The following is an 18,962-nucleotide window of genomic DNA, read 5'->3' as shown; positions in this document are numbered from 1 at the left end:
GATGATTGAACTGGAAGAGGCCGTCATGGAGATTATCGTCAACGCCGGACAGTCACGCAGCCTTTGCTTCGAGGCGTTGCACGCCGCGCGCGAAGGCAACTTTGACGAGGCGAACAGCCTGCTGCGCGAGGCGGACGGCTACGCTCGCCAGGCGCACCATATGCAGACCAAACTGATCGAGCAGGATGCCGGGGAGGCCCGCCAGCCGATGACCTTAATTATGGTTCACGCCCAGGATCATTTAATGACGTCGCTGCTGGCGCGTGAACTGTCGGAAGAGATTATTCGTCTTTATCAACGTTAATTAATTATGGAGAAATAGTCAGTCAGTTTTTAAGTAATCTGTACCTCACAATTAATGGTGATAGCGCAACTATTCCGCATCAAGCGGCGGGATAGTTATTGTCTAAAAATAATATATTAGATCGAGACAAAAAATGAATATCAATAAAAAACTTCCAGTCGCGCTGGCGGTTATGGCTGCCCTTTGCTCTGGTTCAGTCAGCGCCCAGGAGTTTACTCAGGAACAGATCGACGCGATTGTGGCAAAAGCGGTGGATAAAGCCCTCGCGGAGCGGCAAAAGAAAATCGATGTGGCGGTAGATAAAAAAGCCGACGTGATCACCGAGCCGGAGTCTGCGGCCCAGTCGCCGGATATGGCCATTCCTTTTGGCGTGAAGTTTAGCGGCTATGCCCGCTACGGGGCGCAGTTCCAGGGCGGCGATCAGAAATTTGTTGGCGTTGATGGCTCCTATAACGGCTCCTCCGCCATCGGTCGTCTGGGCAACGAAGGCAACGGCGGTGAGTTCCAGCTCTCGAAAGCGTTCAAAGGCAACAACGGGGCAATCTGGGACATCAACGTGATGTTTGACCACTGGGGCGACGAGGTGAACCTGAAAAAAGCCTACGCCGGAGTGACTAACATTCTGGAGTCCAACCCCAACGCCTACCTGTGGGCTGGCCGTGATTTCCACCAGCGTCCGCAGCAGGGGATCAACGACTACTTCTGGATGAACCACGACGGCCAGGGCGCAGGGGTGAAAAACTTCGACATCGGCGGCGTGCAGTTTGACGTCGCGGCAGTGGCGGCGGTGGAGTCCTGTAGTCCGGAAGTGATGAACGATGAGGGCAACCCGTCGCGTATCACCTGTACCGGCGGCTCCGGCACCGGTGATAAAGGCAACTACGCCATTACCTCCAAAGTGCACGGCATGAAGGTCGGCCCGCTGGATCTGGAGCTGTACGCCAACTACGGCTTTGACTCGAAGGCGGTAGACACCGACGAGCGTAAAAATGCCTGGCAGGGTGGCGTGGTGCTGAGCCACACCGGTGAGAAAGGCGTGAACAAGGTGATTGCCCGCTACTCGGACAACTCAGACAACAGCGTCTATAACAAAACCGACGACCTGACGGCGATCTATGCCAGCTTCGAAGGTAACTATAAGTTTACCCAGCAGGCACAGATTGAGTACCTGCTCGCCTTCCACGACTACGATAACGATGCCAATAGCGTGGATAACCGACGCAACTACGGCGCGATCGTGCGTCCGATGTACTGGTGGAACGAGGTGCACTCGACCTGGCTGGAAGCGGGCTATCAGCGGGTTGATTTCGACCAGGGCGGAGATAACCACGGTTGGAAGCTGACGCTGTCGCAGAACATCTCAATTGCGATGGGGCCGGAGTTCCGTCCGATGCTGCGCTTCTACGTCACCGGTGGCCAGGTAGATAACGACCGTACCGCACGGGTTAACGGCACGGAAGAGAGCAATCTGGATTCGTTCAACGTCGGCGCAATGTGGGAAGCGTGGTTCTGATGTAGTTCGAGCGAAATGCCCGGCGGCGCAGCGCCTGCCGGGCAGAGAGCAATTACCCTTTTACGCGTACTTTCGCAGCCACCAGCAGCGCCGTCAGCAGCATCAGGCTGCCGGAGAGCACCAGCGGCGAGAGCAGGCCGAGGTTATCGAGTGCGTAGCCACCGACCGCCGCACCGCAGGTATTGGCAAGCTGGATCACCGCAACCTGGATCGATCCAGCCTTTTCCGCCTGATCCGCCAGCGAGCGGGTGATCCACGTCGACCAGCCCACCGGCACCAGCGCAAAGGCTAATCCCCACACCACCGTAACTGCAGAGGCGACGGTTTTATCGCTGCCCCAGAGGATCAGCGTCAGGGCGCTAAGGGCCAGCACCAGCGGCGCGGCGGTCAGCGCCGTTTTCAGCGATTTTTTCAGGAACGCGGACGACATCGAGGTGCCGATAAAGCTGGCGATACCGAAGCTGAGCAGCACCAGCGTCAGGCCATCAACGTCAAAGCCTGCCATGCTCATATAAATAGGGCGAATATAGGTAAAGAAAGCAAACTGGCCGGCAAAGGCCATAAAGATGGCGATCATTCCCGCCAGCACGCCAGGCCGCTTGAGGATGCCAAACATATGTTCCTTGTGCTGCATCGGCTCGCCCGGCAGGGAGGGCAGCGCTTTCCAGACCCACAGCGTACAGACGATCCCCATCACCGCCGCCGCGTTAAAGACGTTTCGCCAGCCGATAATACCGCCGAGGAAACTGCCCAGCGGAGCGGCGATCACCAGCGCAATCGACACCGCGCCAAAAATTACCGACAACGCTTTAGGTACCACACGCATCGGGACCAGGCGCATGGTGAGCGAGGCGGACATCGCCCAGAAGCCGCCGAGAGCAAGCCCTAAGCAGGCGCGCCCGATGAGCAGCAGGGTGAAGCTGTTGGCAAACGACACCAGCAGGCAGGAGAGGGTTAACAGCACCGAGAAGATCAGCACCACGTAGCGGCGATCGGTGGTGCGAATCGTCTGGGTGATAAACAGGCTGGCGAACATGGCGACAAAGGCGGTCATAGTGACCGACTGCCCGGCGGTGCCCTCAGAGATACCTAAGTCCTGCGCCATCGGCGTCAGCAGGCTGACCGGCAGAAACTCTACGGTGATGAGGCAGGCCACGCAAAAGGCGACGGCGAAGACGGCTGACCAGTTGGGACGGGCCAGTTCCGGGTGGGGTTTTCCCTGTAAATGCTCACTCATTTTGCCTCCAGGCAACGTCACATTGCGGTAAAGTCGCGCAGTGTAACATTCTGAGTGTGACGCATTTAACGTTTTAGCAACTTATACAGTGAAATGTACAATTGATTGCGCCCGGCGGCGCTGCGCTTGCCAGGCCTACAGGATCGAGCATGATGTGTAGGCCGGATAAGCGTAGCGCCATCCGGCGTTACGCTGCTTAATGCAGCCAGTGAACACCCTCTTCAGGCATAAAAAAGGCGTTGTAGCGCATCTGGAAGTTGTTGATCTCTGCCATATCCGGCTCCAGCTCGCGCAGGAAACCCAGCGCCAGACGTACCTGGGCATCGGTCAGCGGCGCAGCCAGACGCGCTTTTTGCAGCGTGCGGTGCCAGTAGTGGAGATTTTGCTCGCTGCTATCGACAATGCACGCCTGCCAGATCAGCAGCGTCTGGGCGGCATTTTGCAGATGCGCCTCGTCCGGGCGGGAGAGGTACTGAATGTACTCCGCGCCCGCCGCTTTACCCAGCTGATCGATCATCGATTCAACCGGCATCGGTGTGGTACCCAGCCGCTCGCTCAAACGACGCACCGCCCGCCGGGAGTCTGAGGTCAAAACGCGAAAACCTACTACAAAAACAATAACCAGCGTCGCCAGCGTTAACCAAATCATGAAAGCTCCTGCCCTGTACCGGAATGCTTATCATAAAGGTAAACGCGGCGACGCATACAGTCTCTTTAGTGCGCTATCCCGGTAGTTACTTTGAAGCTGCGGCTCTCCTGCGGGGCCAGCGTCAGCAGGCTGCCGTTGGCCTGTGCCGCCAGGAACCCTTCCGGACGGCAGGTAGCCGGCAGCGCGAACGCCGCCACCTGCTGATCGCCGTTGTATAAAATCCAGCGCGTCGCATAGTTGAACTCCGCGCTGGAGAAACGGGTCACGAAGGTCGTGCCGTCCGGGGCGGTCATCTGAAACTCCGGCGTCGCGGTGTAGCGATCCAGCCTGTCGGCAAAGAAGACAATCTCCGGATCGTAATACGCCGGCTCGCTCAGCGTCTTCAGCGTGGTTTCACCCTGCTGGATGCGCTGGTTGAACGCCAGCCACTGCTCGGTGGGTTTAACATGGGCCGGAATGGACTCCCGCAGCGCCAGCGCCTCGTCCGGCAGGTTCTGGCTGAAGGTCGCCTCGGGAACATAGGCATAGTTCATATGACACATATACTGGAGCGGCATCGCCACCGAGGCCAGGTTAGTCACCGTCATATCGATATCAAATAGCGCGCTGGCCCTACGCAGCGTGACCGCGGGCTGCGCCAGGTAGTGATGGCCGAAGCCCATCACATACTCGTAGCGGCCCCCGACGCGCAGCGTGTCACCGTCGATCTCCAGCCAGGCCTCGTCCATCGCCGCGCAGGCCATCTCCCCGTGCAGCGCATGGGTGTCCTCCGGGGAGGGGCAGCCGTTGGCCAGTAGACCCGAGTGGAAGGCAAAGCAGCCGTAGGTTTCGACAATTTCCTTCGCTGGCTTCGGCTGGCTGAACATGTTGCGCATGGTCAGCTCGTGGCCATCAAACTCCGCGTCCCAGATCATCTGCCCCAGCCAGGGTAAGATCACCAGATGTCCGCGGGCGTTTGCCACCCTCAGGCCCTCAACACCGCTCGGATAGCGGAAGGCGCTGACCGTAAAATCGGCGTTCTCCAGCAGCGTTCGCGGCTGCGCGGTAAAAAGCTCACGCCACAGTGGCAAACAGGTTTTCATAGCAGTTCTCCTCAGGAAGCGGTTGCTGGGGTAAGTTCGCGACGCACTTTACTTTCACGCCAGAAGTAGATGCCGACGTAAATAAAGCAGAGCATAGAGACCAGGAATGAGAGCTGTAACGAGTGGAACATGTCCGCTACGTAGCCCTGCACCGCCGGCACCACCGCCGCGCCGACAATCGCCATCACGATCACCGCCCCCGCCATCTCGGTATGCTCGTTGTCCACCGTATCCAGCGTACCGGCGTAGATGGTGGCCCAGCATGGTCCAAACAGGATGCTGACCAGCACCGCCACATAGACCGCGCTAAAGCTCGGGGCCAGCGCCACGTAGGCCAGGAACAGCGCGCCGATAACAGAGTAGAGGATCAGCACCTTCTCCGGGTTGAAGCGCGTCATCAAAATGTTGGCCACGAACTTGCCGATAAAGAAGCAGGCAAAGCTATAGACCATAAAGTTGGAGGCATCCCGCTCGTTGATATCCCCCAGCTCCAGCGCCAGGCGGATGGTGAACGACCAGACCGCAACCTGCATACCAACATAGAGGAACTGGGCCAGAATGCCGCGGCGGAAGCGGGCGTTGCTTGCCAGATAGCGCAGGGTGTCCATCGCCGACGGGCGCTTACGGTTCGCCGTTTGCGCCACTTTACAGGTCGGGAAGCGAGTCAACATAAACAGCACCATCACCACGACCAGCACCATGATCATGTACTTATACGGCTCTAATGTGTTCTCCAGCATCAGCACCTTGAAGTTGTGGATCTGCTCTGGCGTCATGCCCGCCATCTGCTTCTCCAGGCTGTCGCCTTCGGAGAAGACCAGGTACTTGCCGAGCAGAATACCCGCCGCTGCCCCGATCGGGTAGAAGGTCTGGCTGATGTTGAGGCGCAGCGTAGCATGGGATTTCGGCCCCAGCATTGAGCTGTAGGTGTTGGCGGCGGTCTCAAGGAAGCTTAAGCCGATGGCTATTGCAAAAATCGCGGCGAGGAACATGGTGTAGGTTGCCATGTGCGATGCCGGGAAAAAGAGCGTACAGCCGACAATATAGAGCGTCAGGCCAATTAAAATCGCAATCTTATAGCTGCTTTTTTTAATGACTAACGATGCCGGAATAGCAATTAAGAAATAGCCACCGTAAAACGCACTCTGCACTAAGGCAGAGGCGAAGTTACTGAGGGAAAATACGCTTTTAAACTGCGTAATTAAAATATCATTTAACGCTGCGGCGCAGCCCCATAATGGGAACAGGCACGATAACAAAATAAACTGGAACAGAGGGGTCTTATTCAGATACCCATCGGGCATCTGAACGATGTTTTTATCGTTCATAGTGCTACCTTTTACAGTGCAGGGGTTTTTATTATTCGTTTATCGCCAGAAATTCATTGAACTGCTCAATACTGGGATAGGACGATTGGGTGCCTTTGCCCGTTACGCTGAAGGCCGCGAAACGCGAGGCTTTTTTCATGGCGGTTTCTACATCACCGCTCTGGACGTAGTAGTGCGCAAAGCAGCCAATAAAGGCATCGCCCGCGCCGCTGGTGTCGACGGCATTCACTTTGATCGCCGGGACATGCACTTCCGTATCACGGGTCATCCACAGTGCGCCCTTCTCGCCCATGGTGACGATAATATTGTTCAGCCCTTTATCGGTCAGGCTGCGGGCGGCACGACGAATATTGTCGTAGCTGTCGACCGGCATACCGGTGAGAATTTCCAGTTCGGTCTCATTCGGCACAAAGAAATCACATTTGCAGGCGTAGGACATATCCAGCTCGCGCAGCGCCGGGGCCGGATTTAACAGCACCTCAATGCCATGCTTTCTACCAAACTCAATGGCGTGATAGACCGTCTCCAGCTGCACTTCGAGCTGTAAAACAATGAGCTTACATTTCTTCAGATCTTCCGCGGCGCGATCGATATCCTCCGGCGAGAGGAATTTGTTCGCCCCTTTAATAATCAGGATGCTGTTGCTGGAGTTGGGGTTAACGAAAATAGGCGCGACGCCGCTGCTGGTGCATGGCACTTTCTCTACGTAGGTGGTATTGATGCCCCACGACTCGAGATTACGGATGGTGTTGTCGGCAAAGATATCATCGCCCACTTTGGTCAGCATCAATACTTTGGAGTTGAGCTTCGCTGCGGCAACGGCCTGGTTGGCACCTTTACCGCCGCAGCCAATCTTGAATGCTGGTGCTTCAAGGGTTTCACCCTCTTTCGGCATCTGGTGGGTGTAGGTGATTAAATCCACCATGTTGGAGCCGATGACTGCGATATCCATTTTCCTACCTCTCAGAAACAAACGCTTAACAATGATATTATCGTAACATTATCATGTTATTTTAGTATCATTTGTGACTCCGCTCGCGATTACAGCAACATTTGATGCCGCAGCGTTCCCGCCCTGGAAGGAAAATGTTACTTTAGAAACATAAGAAGATGATTAGGCTGGTAAAGCGGAGAGAGAGAATGGAAACCAAGCAGAAAGAGCGTATTCGTCGCCTGACGGAGCTGCTCAAAAAGACCGACCGCATCCACCTGAAAGATGCGGCGCGGATGCTGGAGGTTTCCGTGATGACCATTCGTCGCGATTTTAGCCAGGAGGATGAGCCGCTGCCGCTGGCGCTGCTCGGGGGCTATATCGTGATGGTTAACAAGCCTGCTGCCTCAACCGCCAGCCAGCCTGCCGCCGTTGCCATGCGCGGTCATCACCGGGATGATATGCCGATTGCGATCCTCGCCGCAGGCCTGGTGAGTGAGAACGATCTGGTGTTTTTCGACAACGGTCCGGAGATGCCGCTGGTGATCGATATGATCCCCGACGAGATTACCTTCACCGGTATTTGCTACTCGCATCAGGTATTTATGGCGCTGAACGCCAAACCCAACGCCACCGCCATGCTCTGCGGCGGCACCTACCGCGCTAAGAGCGACGCCTTTTACGATCCTAACAACCCGTCGATTCTGGATTCGCTCAACCCGCGCAAGGTATTCATCTCTGCCAGCGGCGTGCATGAGCACTATGGCGTGACCTGGTTCAACCTCGACGATCTGCCGGTGAAGCGCAAAGCGATGGAGCACGGCATCCGTAAGATCTTGCTGGCGCGCTCCGCCCTCTTTGATGAGGTGGCCCCGGCCAGCATCGCCCCGCTCGCGCAGTTTGACGTGCTGATCAGCGATCGCCCGCTATCGGCAGAGTATGCTCTCCACTGCCGGAACGGCTCGGTCAAGGCGATCACCCCTGATTCAGACAGCGAGTAATCTACTCGAAAAAGACGGCAATTTTGTTAAACATGGTGGGATCGGACTGGTTCCGCACCACTTTTACCACATCTTCCAGCTTGTCAATTTGGCTCATCATCTGCTCTAGTCGCTGATCGTCCGCCACCAGCAGCCAAATGCGGCTCTGCTCCCCGCCCGGTAGCGGCAGGCAGAGAATGCCCTCGACGTTAAAGGCGCGTCGGGCAAAGAGACCGCAGACGTGGGTCATTACCCCAGGGTGGTTGCGGACGGTGAGTTCCAGAATAACGTTGTCATGTGTTGATTGTGGCATGGCTTATTCTCCCACCATTTCAGTATTGGCCGCGCCCGGCGGAACCATTGGATAGACTTTTTGCTCAGCGTCGGTACGAACGTGGATCAGCGCCGGACCCGGACGGGAGATGATCTCCTGCAGAGCCGCGTGCGGATCGGCCGCAGCGTTTAAATCGCAGGTGTGCAGGCCAAACCCGGCGGCGATCTGCATAAAGTTGATCGTCCCCGGATAGGTCGCCGCAAATACGCCCTGCTTGTAGAACAGGCTCTGCTGCTGATGCACCAGCCCCAGCGCCTCGTTATTCATCAGGATGATTTTGATATCGAGCTGGTTTTCAGCAGCGGTGGCCATCTCCTGAATGTTCATCATCAGGCTGCCGTCGCCGGAGAAGCACAGCACCTTGCGATCGGGATTGGCCAGCGCTGCGCCAATAGCCGCCGGCAGGCCAAAGCCCATGGTGCCTAAACCGCCGGAGGTGAGCCACTGGCGCGGGCGATTGAGCGGATAGGCCTGAGCGGTCCACATCTGGTGCTGCCCGACGTCGGTGGTGATAATCGCGCTGTCATCAACGCAGGCCGCGACGGCGTTAATTAAACCGTAGTGGCTCAGCGGATCGTCCGCGCCCGGCATGTTAGCCGGAAACTCCTGCTGCAGCTGCGCCACGGTATCGCGCCAGGCGTCACGCGTATCCTCTGCAATCAGCGGGATCAGCTGGTCCAGCACCTCACCGACGTCACCCTGAATAGCGCAGTGCGGCTGTTTGATTTTACCCAGCTCGGCGCGATCGATATCCACATGGATAATTTTGGCGTTCGGGCAGAAAGTTTCGGTCTTGCCAATCGCCCGGTCATCAAAACGTGCTCCCAGCACCACCAGCAGATCGGCTTCGTGCAGGATAAAGTTGGTGCTGCGCGCGCCATGCATCCCCAGCATGCCCAGCGACAGCGGATGCTGTTTCGGCAGCATGCCGAGCGCCATCAGCGTCATGGTGGTCGGCAGGCTGGCCTTTTCCGCCAGAGTCCGCACCTGCTCCGGCGCGTTGATCACCCCGCCGCCCAGGTAGAGTACCGGGCGCTGGGCCTGGTTAATCATCGTTGCAGCCTCGCGCACGCTCTCGATGCTGAACGCCGGGGCGGGTGCGGCATCACCCGGCTCCGGCAGAATGTCTAATTCGATCTCAGCAGTCTGAATATCCTTAGGAATATCTATCCACACCGGGCCGGGACGGCCTGACTGGGCAATACGGAACGCGTCGCTAATGACCTGCGGCAGCTCGCGGATGTCGCGCACCAGATAGTTGTGTTTAGTGATGGGGATAGAGATGCCGTAGGTGTCCACCTCCTGAAACGCGTCGGTACCGATCATCGACGAGGGGACCTGGCCCGTAATGCAGACCAGCGGAATGGAGTCGAGGCGCGCGTCGGCGATGGCGGTCACCAGGTTGGTAGCCCCCGGCCCGCTACAGGCCATACAGACGGCGGGTTTCCCCTGGGTGCGCGCCATGCCTTGCGCGATAAAGCCTGCACCCTGCTCGTGCCGGGCCAGGACGTGACGGATCTGCGTGCTTTGACTCAGGGCGTCGTACAGCGGCAGCACCGTGCCGCCCGGGATGCCGGTGACGATGGAGATATCCTGACGCTCCAGTAAATGAACGATTAACTGCGCGCCGGTAAAGCGCCTTGCCTGCGAGGTTGTGCCCAAACTTGCCATGCTCCAGTCCTTTAATTCTGGGCCGACTTTCCGGGCGGTCTAAACGAAAAACCCCGCCCGGTTTGCGCCGGCGGGGTTTTGGAATCGTGTGTTCCGGACCCTACGGCGCTATGCCGACGACCACCACCACACGCACGACGACGACCGCGGCAGATGGCGCGGTGCGTAGTAGAGTCGATGTCAGCATGGCTGGGTTCATTAGGGGCCTGTTATGTATGTTGTGTTGTGTATTTATTCGCTGAATTTATACAAACACAGCTGGTGCAGCATGACAATCGTTTTATCGCAGCGGCGGTAAAAATGCGTGACCGATCACGTTTCAACGCCAAACAAAAATGCTGCCGGAGCAGGGTTAAGTGTTACTGTTGTATGACAATTCACCACCCGGTTCGCTATGACGCTCTCTGTTTTCTGCATTCTCTTGTTCGCCGCCTTGCTGCATGCCAGCTGGAACGCCATCGTAAAAGCTGGAACGGATAAGCTCTACGCTGCAATTAGCGTTAGCGGCTCCGCCACGCTTATCGCCCTGATCCTGTTGCCCTTCTCGCCTCAGCCCTCTGCCGCCAGCTGGCCTTTTTTAGCGATCTCCTGTGCGTTACAGGTGGTGTATACGGTGCTGGTGGCAAAAACTTACCACGTCTCGGATATGAGCCAGACCTATCCCCTGATGCGCGGCACGGCCCCGCTGCTGGTCGCGCTGATTAGCGTCCTGGCATTGGGGGATACGCTTTCGTGGCTCGCCTGGACTGGGATCGGCGTTATCTGCCTGTCGATACTTGCCATGGCGCTGAATGGTCGGATGCAGTCACGCAAAGGGGTCTGGCTGGCGCTGCTGAACGCCTGCTTTATCGCTGGCTATACGCTGGTAGACGGTACCGGCGTGCGTCTGTCAGACACCGCGCTGGGCTATACGCTGTGGACCTTCTTTATGAACGGTTTTTGTCTGCTCTGCTGGGCGATGGTGGCACGCCGTCGCGAAGCGTCCAGCTACCTGCGTCTGCACTGGAAGAAAGGGCTATTTGGCGGGGCGGGAACCATGGGATCGTACGGCCTGGCACTGTGGGCAATGACTCAGGCTCCGCTGGCCGTGGTCGCGGCCCTGCGTGAAACCTCGATACTCTTTGGCGCGCTTCTCGCTTTTCTACTCTTAAAAGAGCGGATTGCCAGGGTGCGCATCGCTGCTGCACTGGGCATTGCCGGCGGAGCTATTCTATTACGCCTGGCATAAACACCCAGGCAATATTAGTTGCCAACGTTGTTCATAAATCCTGCCTTTTCGCTTTTGCTCATTCATCACCCTGATACTTAACTTATCCTCCCACTGTGGTAGATTTCTCGCGCATTTATGGGCGTGCGTAGTCACTTATTCTTTATTTCTCTCATTTAACAAAACTATTCAGCGACATGAAAAGACAAAGGAACGTTAACTTATTGTTGATGCTGGTGTTACTGGTGGCGGTCGGTCAGATGGCGCAAACCATCTACATTCCGGCCATTGCCGACATGGCAAAGGAGCTTCACGTTCGCGAGGGCGCAGTGCAGAGCGTAATGGCCGCCTATCTGCTGACCTATGGCCTCTCCCAGCTCGTCTATGGCCCCTTATCCGATCGCGTAGGGCGTCGCCCGGTTATTTTAGTGGGCATGAGCATTTTCATGGTGGCGACGCTGATTGCCCTGACCACCCATAGTCTGACCATATTAATTGCGGCCAGCGCGATGCAGGGCGTTGGGACCGGCGTCGGCGGCGTGATGGCGCGAACCTTACCGCGCGACATGTATGAAGGAACCCAGCTTCGTCATGCCAACAGCCTGTTAAACATGGGCATTCTGGTCAGTCCACTGCTGGCCCCGCTGATTGGTGGCCTGCTAAACACCCTCTGGTCATGGCGCGCCTGCTTCGCCTTCCTTCTGGTGCTGTGTGTAATAGTGGCCTTCAGCATGGCGCGCTGGATGCCTGAGACTCGCCCCGCAGGCGCACCGCGCACAAAACTGCTCACCAGCTACAAAGTGCTTTTCGGCAGCGGGTCATTCAACTGCTATCTGCTGATGCTGATCGGTGGCCTGGCGGGTATCGCCGTGTTCGAAGCCTGCTCCGGCGTGCTGTTAGGGGCGGGGCTTGGGTTAAGCAGCATGGTGGTAAGCATTCTGTTTATTCTACCCATCCCGGCGGCCTTCTTCGGCGCATGGTTTGCCGGACGCCAGAATAAGCGTTTCTCCACCCTGATGTGGCAGTCGGTGATGAGCTGTTTGCTGGCAGGCGTGATGATGTGGATCCCGGGCCTGTTTGGCGTGATGAGCGTCTGGACGCTGCTGATCCCGGCGGCGCTGTTCTTCTTCGGCGCGGGGATGCTCTTCCCGCTCGCCACCAGTGGCGCAATGGAGCCGTTTCCGTTCCTCGCCGGAACGGCGGGCGCGCTGGTGGGTGGTCTACAGAATATCGGCTCCGGCGCGCTGGCATGGCTCTCGGCCATGATGCCGCAAACCGGCCAGGCTAGCCTCGGTTTATTGATGACCCTGATGGGACTACTGATTTTACTGTGCTGGCTGCCGCTGGCGTCGCGTGCCCCGCATCACGAGCAGCCTGTTTAACATTGTGATGGCCCGGCTTCTCGCCGGGCTTTTCACATGTCGGGGCGATCATTGTCTTCAGCAGCGGTTCGGCTATGGGACGCCACGCCCCCTCTTCACCATCGTAAAACTGCGCATCGGCATTAATGGCGTAAGGAATTTTTGCCTGCTGTAGCTCGCAGGCCATAAAGGTGGCAAAAGCCATTTGCGACGCGGTAGGGGTAAAATGGCTGGATTCACCGACGCCCCAGCCACCTATCCAGCTGACGTGACCGGTTTTTTGCTGCCAGCGCAGCGCGACATTAATGCGATTTCGAATTGCTGCCTTCTCCGCCGCCGTCCCCGATGTCCACGGATACCTGCCGTTACTCTTGAGCGGCCCCCACGGGAAGATATGCCACTCCGCCAGCAGGTAATTTTGGCTGTGTGCTGGCAGCTTCAGACTGGAGAGATCTTCCGGTTCGGCCCGCAGGCGCGGCGCGATAAATATCATGCGCTGGGCGTTAATATCATGAATGGCTTTAATGGTTTTTTCGTAGACGCGGTTGAGCGACACGAGATTATGGTTCAGCTTGTCTGCGGGTTCATAAATGAGATCGAAGCCTAGCTGTGGCGAACTGTTGCCGAAGTAGTGCGCAACGGCGCTCCACCAGTTTACGACCTCTCTTTCATTATCGGGTTTTGGATCGTTTTTATACTCATCGGCTTGATAGGCGATAATCGGGATCACCCCGTAGTGCTCGCACGCTTGCACCAGCTTACGCAGGTGAATGAGCCGCGCCTCCGTCGGCTCGCCTGCGACGCGAATACGCACATGCGCTATCCCCTGCGCGGCAAAATCCCGCACTACTAACGGATCGAACTCGCGGATGCCGCGCTCGGTGCGCGCCCAGTCAACGTCCATGCCTACGCCAAGCTGCGCCGCATAACGTGCGGCCGTCAGCGGCGGTTCAGCATAAACGGCAGAGGTAACAAGCAATAACGCAGCAGCGATCGAAAACGTATACACGGTTAGCCTGAGAAGATGAGTTAACGCACCGCTATTTTTTAGCATGCTTTTTTAACCGGCGTGTAGCGCCGCAAGAAGAAATAGCGCGATCTGCTGGAGATGAGTAGCGGCAAACAGCAGTGCCAGCGAGAGCACCGCCAAAGCAACCAGAAGCTTGTCCCGTACCGCTGACGGACGCAAAAAGTCGCTGCGGCCCACGTCCATCAGGTTGCGCTTCAGCGTGTAGCGCCAGAGGATCAGCGCCACCGCCGCCAGCAGGGCAATGGCGACCCAGAAGGCCGCGCCAGCCTGCTGCCCGTTGTGCTTTACCGCCAGCACCAGCAGCGCGCCGTAGCCCAGCAGGGTGCGCAGCCAGGCAAGCGATGTGCGCTCGGGCTGCAGGCCGGGATCCCGCTCGCGGCGGGCTTTGCGGCTATCCGGCATAGAGTACCAGCGCCATCACCACCGCTGCAACGACGAGCAGCATGATACTGATAACCAGCAGGCTGTAGGTATAGGGGAGATCCTGCTTCAGACGCATCGCCTTCTCATTGCGCAGCCAGCGCAGGTAGCCAAAAATCGCCAGCCCGCCGGAGGTGAGGCAGAGCAGCAATGCCAGCAGCTCGCGAATAAGCGGCGTGGCGAAGTCCGGGGCGAGCTGGTCGAGGCCCACCCCCGCCGCCAGAAAGCCCAGCGCGGTGCGGATCCAGGCGAGGAAGGTGCGCTCGTTTGCCAGCGAGAAGCGGTAGTCCGGCGCTTCACCGAGGCGAGAAATTTTCATGCGGTGTCCTTGTGGGTGGCCTGACTTTAACTCGGCAACGACTGTTTCAGGAGGCTAGTGCCTCTTCATAAGCGGTATGTAATGTTCTGATCCTGCCGATATCGGTGTCGTTTGAACAAAACTCCAGGCTATTACAGTGGGCACTACAGTAGTGAAACACATCGAATTTGCGCTTATCGACATTCCTGTTTCTGTCATTTGCCTGCCGGGCTAGCCAGGTATCAAAACGAAACAGATTGGCCGACAGCTCAGAGATATCGCGAGTGACATCCAGCTCGGTAAAAACTTTTAATACGTTTTTCATGGCGAGAAACTGCTCTTCACTCTGCCATGTAATCCCGCGTAATACCTCATAACGTACTAACGGCGTGATAAAAAGCACAGCTTCAGGATCTTCTAAAAGCGCTGAAAGTTGTCTAATTGCCAGGTTTTTTATCTCTGACGAGGTTGTACCGTGGGGATCAAAAGCTGCGATAATTAAATTAGTGTCCAGCAAAACGTTCCTTGTCATCATTTTTTCTCCTGCTGTTTGAGCAACTGTAGAAGAGTACTTTTCGCCTCCTGCTGCTCATCAGCATTGCTGTTTTCAAGCTTCATCTGATTAAGATCGACTTTAAACACGTCCTTCATGATATCAACCAAGGCCGCCTTGTTCGGTGCTTCAATCTTCCTGCTTTTCACGATGCCCGACTCGTCTCTGTAAAGCTTATAGGCCTCGCCCTCTTTAAGCTGCGACAGGACAATTGACGAATGGGTGGTGATATAGAACGTGGTGTTAGGGAAAAGCGTCTTCAGCAGCGGGATGATATTCGCCTGCCACGTCAGATGCAGGTGGCTCTCAATCTCATCAATAAACACGATTCCTTTAACATTCTGCAAGTTAGTTTCATTGGTGAAGTAGCCGTAGCCGGAGATAATGGCCTGGATGAGCTTGAGAATAGAGGCGAAGCCCGAGCTGAGCTGGCTCAGTTCACGCTTTTGGTTTTCAATTTTCAGGCTGACGCGATCGTCCCCGCCGATCTCCATGAATTCGGGATCGATACGGTTATCGATCTCAGAGAGCAGACGAATGACCGTTTTGATCTCGACGTCCCGGTTATCCTCTTTTTTCTGATAGGGATTGGACGATCGGGCTAAGGTAATAAACCACTCTTCAATGCTGCTACCCATATTGAGAGAGCTAAAGTCGGTTTTCATCTTTTGGGTTATATCGGATAGATAATGCTCTCTGCGCTGCTTTAGAGTCCCGAGGTGTAAATTACGTAGTACGCCATTATTCTTTATGACACCCCTGGCCTGGGCTCCTAAATAAACAACGGGCAGATTATGTGCCATCTCGGCAAAAAATTTCTTATGCCAGTTTGGGAGAAAAAGATCAGCTTCTGTCTTTAAATTTATAGAAAGATAGGGAGCGCTTTTTCTTAGAAAATCATGAAAATTAAAATCACGTCCTGTAAATGGCGTAGAGATTTCTGCTACTGCTTGATGACTAAAAAAAGCGACCTGAAATAGCGCCTCAAGCGTCTTGGTCTTACCGACACCGTTTTCGCCTATGAAAGTATAAATGTGCTGATCTGGCTCAAGATCCAGCTGAACACGGCCAACGCCGGTAAGCCCTGCAAATTCCAGTTTTTCGCCTAACATGTCAGCCTCCAGAATGCTTGTCTGAGGTCAGTGTATCCCTTCCCCTGTGACCTGGCAAAAAACAAAAAAGGCCCCAAGCGGGGCCTTTTTACATCGTGCAGATTTAGCTATTCAGCGCCGGGCGCTCGCTGATGGCGATGCGCTGGGGAGCGATAGCTTCCGGCACGTTGCGGCTGATGTCGATATGCAGCAGCCCGTTATTAAAGGTGGCTCCGGAGACCTCCATATGGTCGGCCAGGGTAAAGCTCAGGCTGAACGGCTGGATCACCAGCCCCTGATGCAGCCACTTCGGCTCGTTGGCCGGTTTTTCCGGCGTGCCTTTAACGCTGAGGCGCGTGCCCTCCAGCTGGATCTCCAGATCGTCCTGACGGAAACCGGCCAGCGCAAGGGTAATGCGATAGTGGTTATCGTCGCTCTTCTCGATGTTATAGGGCGGGAAGGTCTGGCCTTCGCTGGCGTTTTGCAGGGCGTTGGCCAGTTTGTCAAAACCGATCCATTGACGCAGCAGCGGGGATAAATCGTAGTTACGCATGGTGTTTCTCCTTCTTTGAAGCAAGAAATGTTCTACGCATCGTGTGACGCGCATCTGCTCCCTGACGGCGAGCAAGGTGTAATCTGGGCCGCCGTGGCGACCCGGGGAATTAGTTAATTTCGATACGGCGCGGTTTTTTCTCTTCTGGGATCACGCGTTCCAGTTCGATAAACAGCAGGCCGTTGACCAGATTCGCGCCACGAACGTGAATGTTCTCAGCGATCTGGAATTTACGTTCGAAGTTACGTTCGGCGATACCCTGATAGAGATAGCTACGCTCTTTCTGCTCGGTTGCGCGAGCGCCTTTCACCACCAGCAGGTTGTCCTGAGCGGTGATCTCCAGTTCGCTTTCGGCAAAGCCGGCCACGGCAATCGCGATGCGATAGTGGTTTTCGTCAACGAGTTCAACGTTGTACGGAGGATAGCCGCCGTTACTCTGGCTCTGATTGTTTTCTAACAGGTTAAACAGGCGGTCAAAACCAATGGCAGAACGATAAAGCGGAGAGAGATCGAAGTTACGCATATAATAAGCTCCTGAAATCAGCGAGAAATTTTTGAACCTTCCACCATGGACAGGCTCTTAGAACCAGAACACCCCGCAGGCATGTTCTTCCGGCTACGTTGTAAAAATGGGTGCAGCGTTCGGTTTTTCAAGGGCGAAAGTCTGACTTTTTTTTGCACTTTCTCACTCAGTGCTTAGACTGGATTACGACACTTAACGTTAAATTGCGATTGCCGCCACAGAGCGGCACACGAAAGCTATTCATTTCCCTTAAGGGTCGCTATAAGCAAGGAGTGCACGATGATAAGAAAAAAACCATCATGAAAAATATTCTGTTAAAAGTGGCGATTGTCAGCGGAATGGTGACGCTGGGTGGCTGCTCCAGCGTGATGTCACATACCGGCGGCAAAGAGGGACTCTACCCCGGCACGCGCGCCAGCTCAAAAATGCTGATGGATGACGACGCGAACCTGGCGGTAAAATCGTTCGTGGTGCTGGATATGCCATTTACCGCCGTGGCCGATACGCTGTTGCTGCCCTGGGATATGTTCCGCAAAGACAGCTCGGTAAAATCTCGCGTCGAGAAGGCGGAGGAGGCCAATCTGGCGACCAACTCCGTTATTCCCCCTGCGGCCATGCCCGCACCTTAAGTTCGCTCTGACTAGTTAGCGGCCAGTATTGGCCAGCCACAGCTGGCGGAAGCCTGCGGCGGGCGCCATCCACGCAATCTTCTTACCGTCTGGTGAGAAAACCACCGCATCGGCCGAGGGCTGATGCGTGGGGTTATCATCGGTTAAAAACACGATTGCTCCAGTCGCGCTATCGCAAAGCGCCAGCCGATTCTCCAGCACAAAGCCAAGCGCTGCACCGGAAGGGTGCCAGTTAAACGCCGACTGGATGTCCGTTGCATTATGGGTTAGCTGACGCGGCTCGCCACCCTCTGCGGCAATCAGCCAGAGCTGCACTACCCCTGCATCGTCACGCATTAAAAAGGCAATCTCGGTGCCCTGCGGGTTGCTGCGCACCCAGTGGCGCGGCACGCTGACCAGCCCAGGATAACGACGCGAGTGGGTAAAGGTGAGACGTCGCTGCTGCACGCCCGCAGGTGGCGACGGCATCATGTCTGGCGTTCCGGCCAGCGGGGCCTCTCCCGCCTGCTTCCAGCCCTGCTCGTCAGTGGGTAGATCGACGATAAACAGTTCAGGCACCTTTTCTCCGCTTAACGCCAGCGTATCGCCAATAAAAGCCAGCCTGCCATTACCTACCCAGCCCTCTTCATAGGCGCGGTTGATCTCATCGCTGCCGGGCGCAGGCGCTGGCGTCGTGCGGCTGACCAGCACGCACCAGTGGCTGCCGGCGTACTCACGCGGATGGTTGCCCGCAGGCGTGACCGGGCCAAAGGGCACGGCAACGCCAACGTTGCGTAGATCCAGCCCTGGGTCGCGCTCGTGCAGCACATGATCGTTATAGGTAAAGCTGACCTTGTCGCCGTCCGGACTGAAGACATGCACATGGCTGCCGCCGCGTAGCGCGCCAGGCGTATAGGGTTCGGTGATATCCAACGCATCAAGGTTGCTCGCCCTGGCGTTTTGCACAATCACGCCCTGGCGATGGTGAAAATCGTACTGCCAGCGCTCATCCGGATTTTGCGGCCCGTGGATAAAGACATATTTCTCTTCAGTCGGATGAACGGTCACCACGCCAACGTGCGCACCCTGGGTCGCGGTGTAGATGGTCTCTACCTCACCGGTCTCCACGTTGACGCGCTCGATGGTCGCCCCGGTAAAGGAGGCGCCTGAGGGACGCACGTCAAACACCAGCCACTGGCTGTCGGGGGTCCAGGTATTGATATTGGTAAGCTGATGATGGCGGGGAGCGAAGGTGATTTGTTTCATGAGGATACCCTGATGCGCAGATG

General features: G+C 56.3%; 22 protein-coding genes and 1 other annotated feature. Of the genes, 6 read left to right on the top strand and 16 right to left on the bottom strand.

Features of this window, described 5'->3' with window-relative positions; translation table 11 throughout:
- Nucleotide 1: 1 nt before the first annotated feature.
- Both RTP97_RS09285 and RTP97_RS09280 read left to right on the top strand, forming a co-directional pair.
- A complete protein-coding gene (locus RTP97_RS09285) occupies nucleotides 2-304 on the top strand; it encodes a PTS lactose/cellobiose transporter subunit IIA (RefSeq protein WP_042393431.1) in 303 nt (100 codons plus the stop codon).
- A gap of 133 nt (nucleotides 305-437) precedes the next feature.
- Complete coding sequence (locus tag RTP97_RS09280) at nucleotides 438-1,817, top strand: carbohydrate porin (protein ID WP_312412880.1); 1,380 nt, start codon at nucleotides 438-440, stop codon at nucleotides 1,815-1,817.
- Nucleotides 1,818-1,869: 52 nt separating this feature from the next.
- Here the strand turns inward: RTP97_RS09280 and nepI are convergent, their stop codons facing one another.
- The 5 genes from nepI to rbsK all read right to left on the bottom strand — a co-directional run bounded on the left by nepI (nucleotide 1,870) and on the right by rbsK (nucleotide 7,065).
- Nucleotides 1,870-3,054: a purine ribonucleoside efflux pump NepI gene (nepI, locus tag RTP97_RS09275; protein WP_312412878.1), complete on the bottom strand. Its 1,185-nt coding sequence runs from the start codon at nucleotides 3,052-3,054 to the stop codon at nucleotides 1,870-1,872.
- 196 nt (nucleotides 3,055-3,250) lie between these two features.
- Nucleotides 3,251-3,703: a DUF1198 domain-containing protein gene (locus tag RTP97_RS09270; RefSeq protein ID WP_103820547.1), complete on the bottom strand. Its 453-nt coding sequence runs from the start codon at nucleotides 3,701-3,703 to the stop codon at nucleotides 3,251-3,253.
- A 65-nt stretch (nucleotides 3,704-3,768) separates the two neighbouring features.
- Nucleotides 3,769-4,785 (bottom strand): aldose 1-epimerase family protein, encoded by a 1,017-nt coding sequence (locus RTP97_RS09265; protein ID WP_312412877.1) that lies wholly within the window; start codon nucleotides 4,783-4,785, stop codon nucleotides 3,769-3,771.
- An 11-nt stretch (nucleotides 4,786-4,796) separates the two neighbouring features.
- Complete coding sequence (fucP, locus tag RTP97_RS09260) at nucleotides 4,797-6,113, bottom strand: L-fucose:H+ symporter permease (protein WP_312412875.1); 1,317 nt, start codon at nucleotides 6,111-6,113, stop codon at nucleotides 4,797-4,799.
- A gap of 31 nt (nucleotides 6,114-6,144) precedes the next feature.
- Nucleotides 6,145-7,065, bottom strand: coding sequence for a ribokinase (gene rbsK, locus RTP97_RS09255; RefSeq protein WP_268106257.1), 921 nt, complete (start codon nucleotides 7,063-7,065; stop codon nucleotides 6,145-6,147).
- A 188-nt stretch (nucleotides 7,066-7,253) separates the two neighbouring features.
- On the opposite strand from rbsK, the gene RTP97_RS09250 reads away from it, so the two are divergent.
- Nucleotides 7,254-8,045 carry a DeoR family transcriptional regulator gene (locus RTP97_RS09250; protein ID WP_312412873.1) on the top strand — a complete coding sequence of 264 codons (792 nt, stop codon included), beginning with the start codon at nucleotides 7,254-7,256 and terminating at the stop codon, nucleotides 8,043-8,045.
- Between the two features lies 1 nt (nucleotide 8,046).
- Here RTP97_RS09250 and ilvN read toward each other — a convergent pair whose 3' ends face one another.
- The 3 genes from ilvN to ivbL all read right to left on the bottom strand — a co-directional run bounded on the left by ilvN (nucleotide 8,047) and on the right by ivbL (nucleotide 10,228).
- Entirely contained in the window at nucleotides 8,047-8,337 is a 291-nt protein-coding gene (ilvN, locus tag RTP97_RS09245; protein WP_042393444.1) for an acetolactate synthase small subunit, read from the bottom strand.
- Nucleotides 8,338-8,340: 3 nt separating this feature from the next.
- Nucleotides 8,341-10,029, bottom strand: coding sequence for an acetolactate synthase large subunit (ilvB, locus tag RTP97_RS09240; RefSeq protein WP_312412872.1), 1,689 nt, complete (start codon nucleotides 10,027-10,029; stop codon nucleotides 8,341-8,343).
- A gap of 100 nt (nucleotides 10,030-10,129) precedes the next feature.
- On the bottom strand, nucleotides 10,130-10,228 hold the full coding sequence (gene ivbL, locus RTP97_RS09235) for an ilvB operon leader peptide IvbL (RefSeq protein WP_144818304.1): 99 nt from the start codon (nucleotides 10,226-10,228) through the stop codon (nucleotides 10,130-10,132).
- 195 nt (nucleotides 10,229-10,423) lie between these two features.
- Between ivbL and RTP97_RS09230 the strand changes: the two genes are divergently transcribed.
- On the top strand, nucleotides 10,424-11,257 hold the full coding sequence (locus RTP97_RS09230) for an EamA family transporter (protein WP_312412871.1): 834 nt from the start codon (nucleotides 10,424-10,426) through the stop codon (nucleotides 11,255-11,257).
- A gap of 176 nt (nucleotides 11,258-11,433) precedes the next feature.
- A complete protein-coding gene (emrD, locus tag RTP97_RS09225) occupies nucleotides 11,434-12,618 on the top strand; it encodes a multidrug efflux MFS transporter EmrD (protein WP_312412869.1) in 1,185 nt (394 codons plus the stop codon).
- Here the strand turns inward: emrD and RTP97_RS09220 are convergent.
- The 7 genes from RTP97_RS09220 to ibpA all read right to left on the bottom strand — a co-directional run bounded on the left by RTP97_RS09220 (nucleotide 12,521) and on the right by ibpA (nucleotide 17,065).
- Nucleotides 12,521-13,651 carry a cellulase family glycosylhydrolase gene (locus RTP97_RS09220; protein ID WP_409455931.1) on the bottom strand — a complete coding sequence of 377 codons (1,131 nt, stop codon included), beginning with the start codon at nucleotides 13,649-13,651 and terminating at the stop codon, nucleotides 12,521-12,523. The two genes, emrD and RTP97_RS09220, sit on opposite strands and share 98 nt — an antisense overlap.
- Before the next feature lie 6 nt (nucleotides 13,652-13,657).
- Complete coding sequence (locus tag RTP97_RS09215) at nucleotides 13,658-14,029, bottom strand: DUF202 domain-containing protein (protein ID WP_312412867.1); 372 nt, start codon at nucleotides 14,027-14,029, stop codon at nucleotides 13,658-13,660.
- A complete protein-coding gene (locus tag RTP97_RS09210) occupies nucleotides 14,019-14,366 on the bottom strand; it encodes a DUF202 domain-containing protein (protein ID WP_312412866.1) in 348 nt (115 codons plus the stop codon). The genes RTP97_RS09215 and RTP97_RS09210 overlap by 11 nt, the downstream gene beginning before the upstream one ends.
- A 46-nt stretch (nucleotides 14,367-14,412) precedes the next feature.
- Complete coding sequence (locus RTP97_RS09205; RefSeq protein ID WP_312412865.1) at nucleotides 14,413-14,880, bottom strand: PIN domain-containing protein; 468 nt, start codon at nucleotides 14,878-14,880, stop codon at nucleotides 14,413-14,415.
- Entirely contained in the window at nucleotides 14,877-16,010 is a 1,134-nt protein-coding gene (locus RTP97_RS09200; RefSeq protein ID WP_312412863.1) for an AAA family ATPase, read from the bottom strand. The genes RTP97_RS09205 and RTP97_RS09200 overlap by 4 nt, the downstream gene beginning before the upstream one ends.
- A 103-nt stretch (nucleotides 16,011-16,113) precedes the next feature.
- Nucleotides 16,114-16,542 carry a small heat shock chaperone IbpB gene (gene ibpB, locus RTP97_RS09195; protein WP_103820562.1) on the bottom strand — a complete coding sequence of 143 codons (429 nt, stop codon included), beginning with the start codon at nucleotides 16,540-16,542 and terminating at the stop codon, nucleotides 16,114-16,116.
- A 109-nt stretch (nucleotides 16,543-16,651) separates the two neighbouring features.
- Nucleotides 16,652-17,065 (bottom strand): small heat shock chaperone IbpA, encoded by a 414-nt coding sequence (gene ibpA, locus RTP97_RS09190; protein WP_042393452.1) that lies wholly within the window; start codon nucleotides 17,063-17,065, stop codon nucleotides 16,652-16,654.
- Nucleotides 17,059-17,133, bottom strand: a sequence feature (ROSE (Repression Of Heat Shock gene Expression) occurs in the 5'-region of heat shock genes and acts as an RNA thermometer to modulate expression.). It overlaps the preceding gene by 7 nt.
- A 231-nt stretch (nucleotides 17,134-17,364) precedes the next feature.
- Here ibpA and RTP97_RS09185 point away from each other — a divergent pair.
- Nucleotides 17,365-17,694 (top strand): YceK/YidQ family lipoprotein, encoded by a 330-nt coding sequence (locus RTP97_RS09185; RefSeq protein ID WP_312211656.1) that lies wholly within the window; start codon nucleotides 17,365-17,367, stop codon nucleotides 17,692-17,694.
- 15 nt (nucleotides 17,695-17,709) lie between these two features.
- Here the strand turns inward: RTP97_RS09185 and RTP97_RS09180 are convergent, their stop codons facing one another.
- On the bottom strand, nucleotides 17,710-18,939 hold the full coding sequence (locus RTP97_RS09180) for a DUF3748 domain-containing protein (RefSeq protein ID WP_312412859.1): 1,230 nt from the start codon (nucleotides 18,937-18,939) through the stop codon (nucleotides 17,710-17,712).
- Nucleotides 18,940-18,962: the final 23 nt, after the last annotated feature.

Origin of the sequence: Pseudescherichia sp. (assembly GCF_031998825.1) — a bacterium.
In the GTDB taxonomy this organism is placed as follows: domain Bacteria; phylum Pseudomonadota; class Gammaproteobacteria; order Enterobacterales; family Enterobacteriaceae; genus Pseudescherichia.
Note: the sequence above shows the minus strand (reverse complement) of the source record. Positions and strands in the feature narration are given on the sequence as shown.

What these genes read in the sequence shown, in the direction of transcription:
- RTP97_RS09285 (WP_042393431.1), top strand. Translation starts at nt 2, where the DNA reads ATGATTGAACTGGAAGAGGCCGTCATGGAGATTATCGTCAACGCCGGA.
- RTP97_RS09280 (WP_312412880.1), top strand. Translation starts at nt 438, where the DNA reads ATGAATATCAATAAAAAACTTCCAGTCGCGCTGGCGGTTATGGCTGCC.
- nepI (WP_312412878.1), bottom strand. Translation starts at nt 3,054, where the DNA reads ATGAGTGAGCATTTACAGGGAAAACCCCACCCGGAACTGGCCCGTCCC.
- RTP97_RS09270 (WP_103820547.1), bottom strand. Translation starts at nt 3,703, where the DNA reads ATGATTTGGTTAACGCTGGCGACGCTGGTTATTGTTTTTGTAGTAGGT.
- RTP97_RS09265 (WP_312412877.1), bottom strand. Translation starts at nt 4,785, where the DNA reads ATGAAAACCTGTTTGCCACTGTGGCGTGAGCTTTTTACCGCGCAGCCG.
- fucP (WP_312412875.1), bottom strand. Translation starts at nt 6,113, where the DNA reads ATGAACGATAAAAACATCGTTCAGATGCCCGATGGGTATCTGAATAAG.
- rbsK (WP_268106257.1), bottom strand. Translation starts at nt 7,065, where the DNA reads ATGGATATCGCAGTCATCGGCTCCAACATGGTGGATTTAATCACCTAC.
- RTP97_RS09250 (WP_312412873.1), top strand. Translation starts at nt 7,254, where the DNA reads ATGGAAACCAAGCAGAAAGAGCGTATTCGTCGCCTGACGGAGCTGCTC.
- ilvN (WP_042393444.1), bottom strand. Translation starts at nt 8,337, where the DNA reads ATGCCACAATCAACACATGACAACGTTATTCTGGAACTCACCGTCCGC.
- ilvB (WP_312412872.1), bottom strand. Translation starts at nt 10,029, where the DNA reads ATGGCAAGTTTGGGCACAACCTCGCAGGCAAGGCGCTTTACCGGCGCG.
- ivbL (WP_144818304.1), bottom strand. Translation starts at nt 10,228, where the DNA reads ATGAACCCAGCCATGCTGACATCGACTCTACTACGCACCGCGCCATCT.
- RTP97_RS09230 (WP_312412871.1), top strand. Translation starts at nt 10,424, where the DNA reads ATGACGCTCTCTGTTTTCTGCATTCTCTTGTTCGCCGCCTTGCTGCAT.
- emrD (WP_312412869.1), top strand. Translation starts at nt 11,434, where the DNA reads ATGAAAAGACAAAGGAACGTTAACTTATTGTTGATGCTGGTGTTACTG.
- RTP97_RS09220 (WP_409455931.1), bottom strand. Translation starts at nt 13,651, where the DNA reads ATGCTAAAAAATAGCGGTGCGTTAACTCATCTTCTCAGGCTAACCGTG.
- RTP97_RS09215 (WP_312412867.1), bottom strand. Translation starts at nt 14,029, where the DNA reads ATGCCGGATAGCCGCAAAGCCCGCCGCGAGCGGGATCCCGGCCTGCAG.
- RTP97_RS09210 (WP_312412866.1), bottom strand. Translation starts at nt 14,366, where the DNA reads ATGAAAATTTCTCGCCTCGGTGAAGCGCCGGACTACCGCTTCTCGCTG.
- RTP97_RS09205 (WP_312412865.1), bottom strand. Translation starts at nt 14,880, where the DNA reads ATGATGACAAGGAACGTTTTGCTGGACACTAATTTAATTATCGCAGCT.
- RTP97_RS09200 (WP_312412863.1), bottom strand. Translation starts at nt 16,010, where the DNA reads ATGTTAGGCGAAAAACTGGAATTTGCAGGGCTTACCGGCGTTGGCCGT.
- ibpB (WP_103820562.1), bottom strand. Translation starts at nt 16,542, where the DNA reads ATGCGTAACTACGATTTATCCCCGCTGCTGCGTCAATGGATCGGTTTT.
- ibpA (WP_042393452.1), bottom strand. Translation starts at nt 17,065, where the DNA reads ATGCGTAACTTCGATCTCTCTCCGCTTTATCGTTCTGCCATTGGTTTT.
- RTP97_RS09185 (WP_312211656.1), top strand. Translation starts at nt 17,365, where the DNA reads ATGAAAAATATTCTGTTAAAAGTGGCGATTGTCAGCGGAATGGTGACG.
- RTP97_RS09180 (WP_312412859.1), bottom strand. Translation starts at nt 18,939, where the DNA reads ATGAAACAAATCACCTTCGCTCCCCGCCATCATCAGCTTACCAATATC.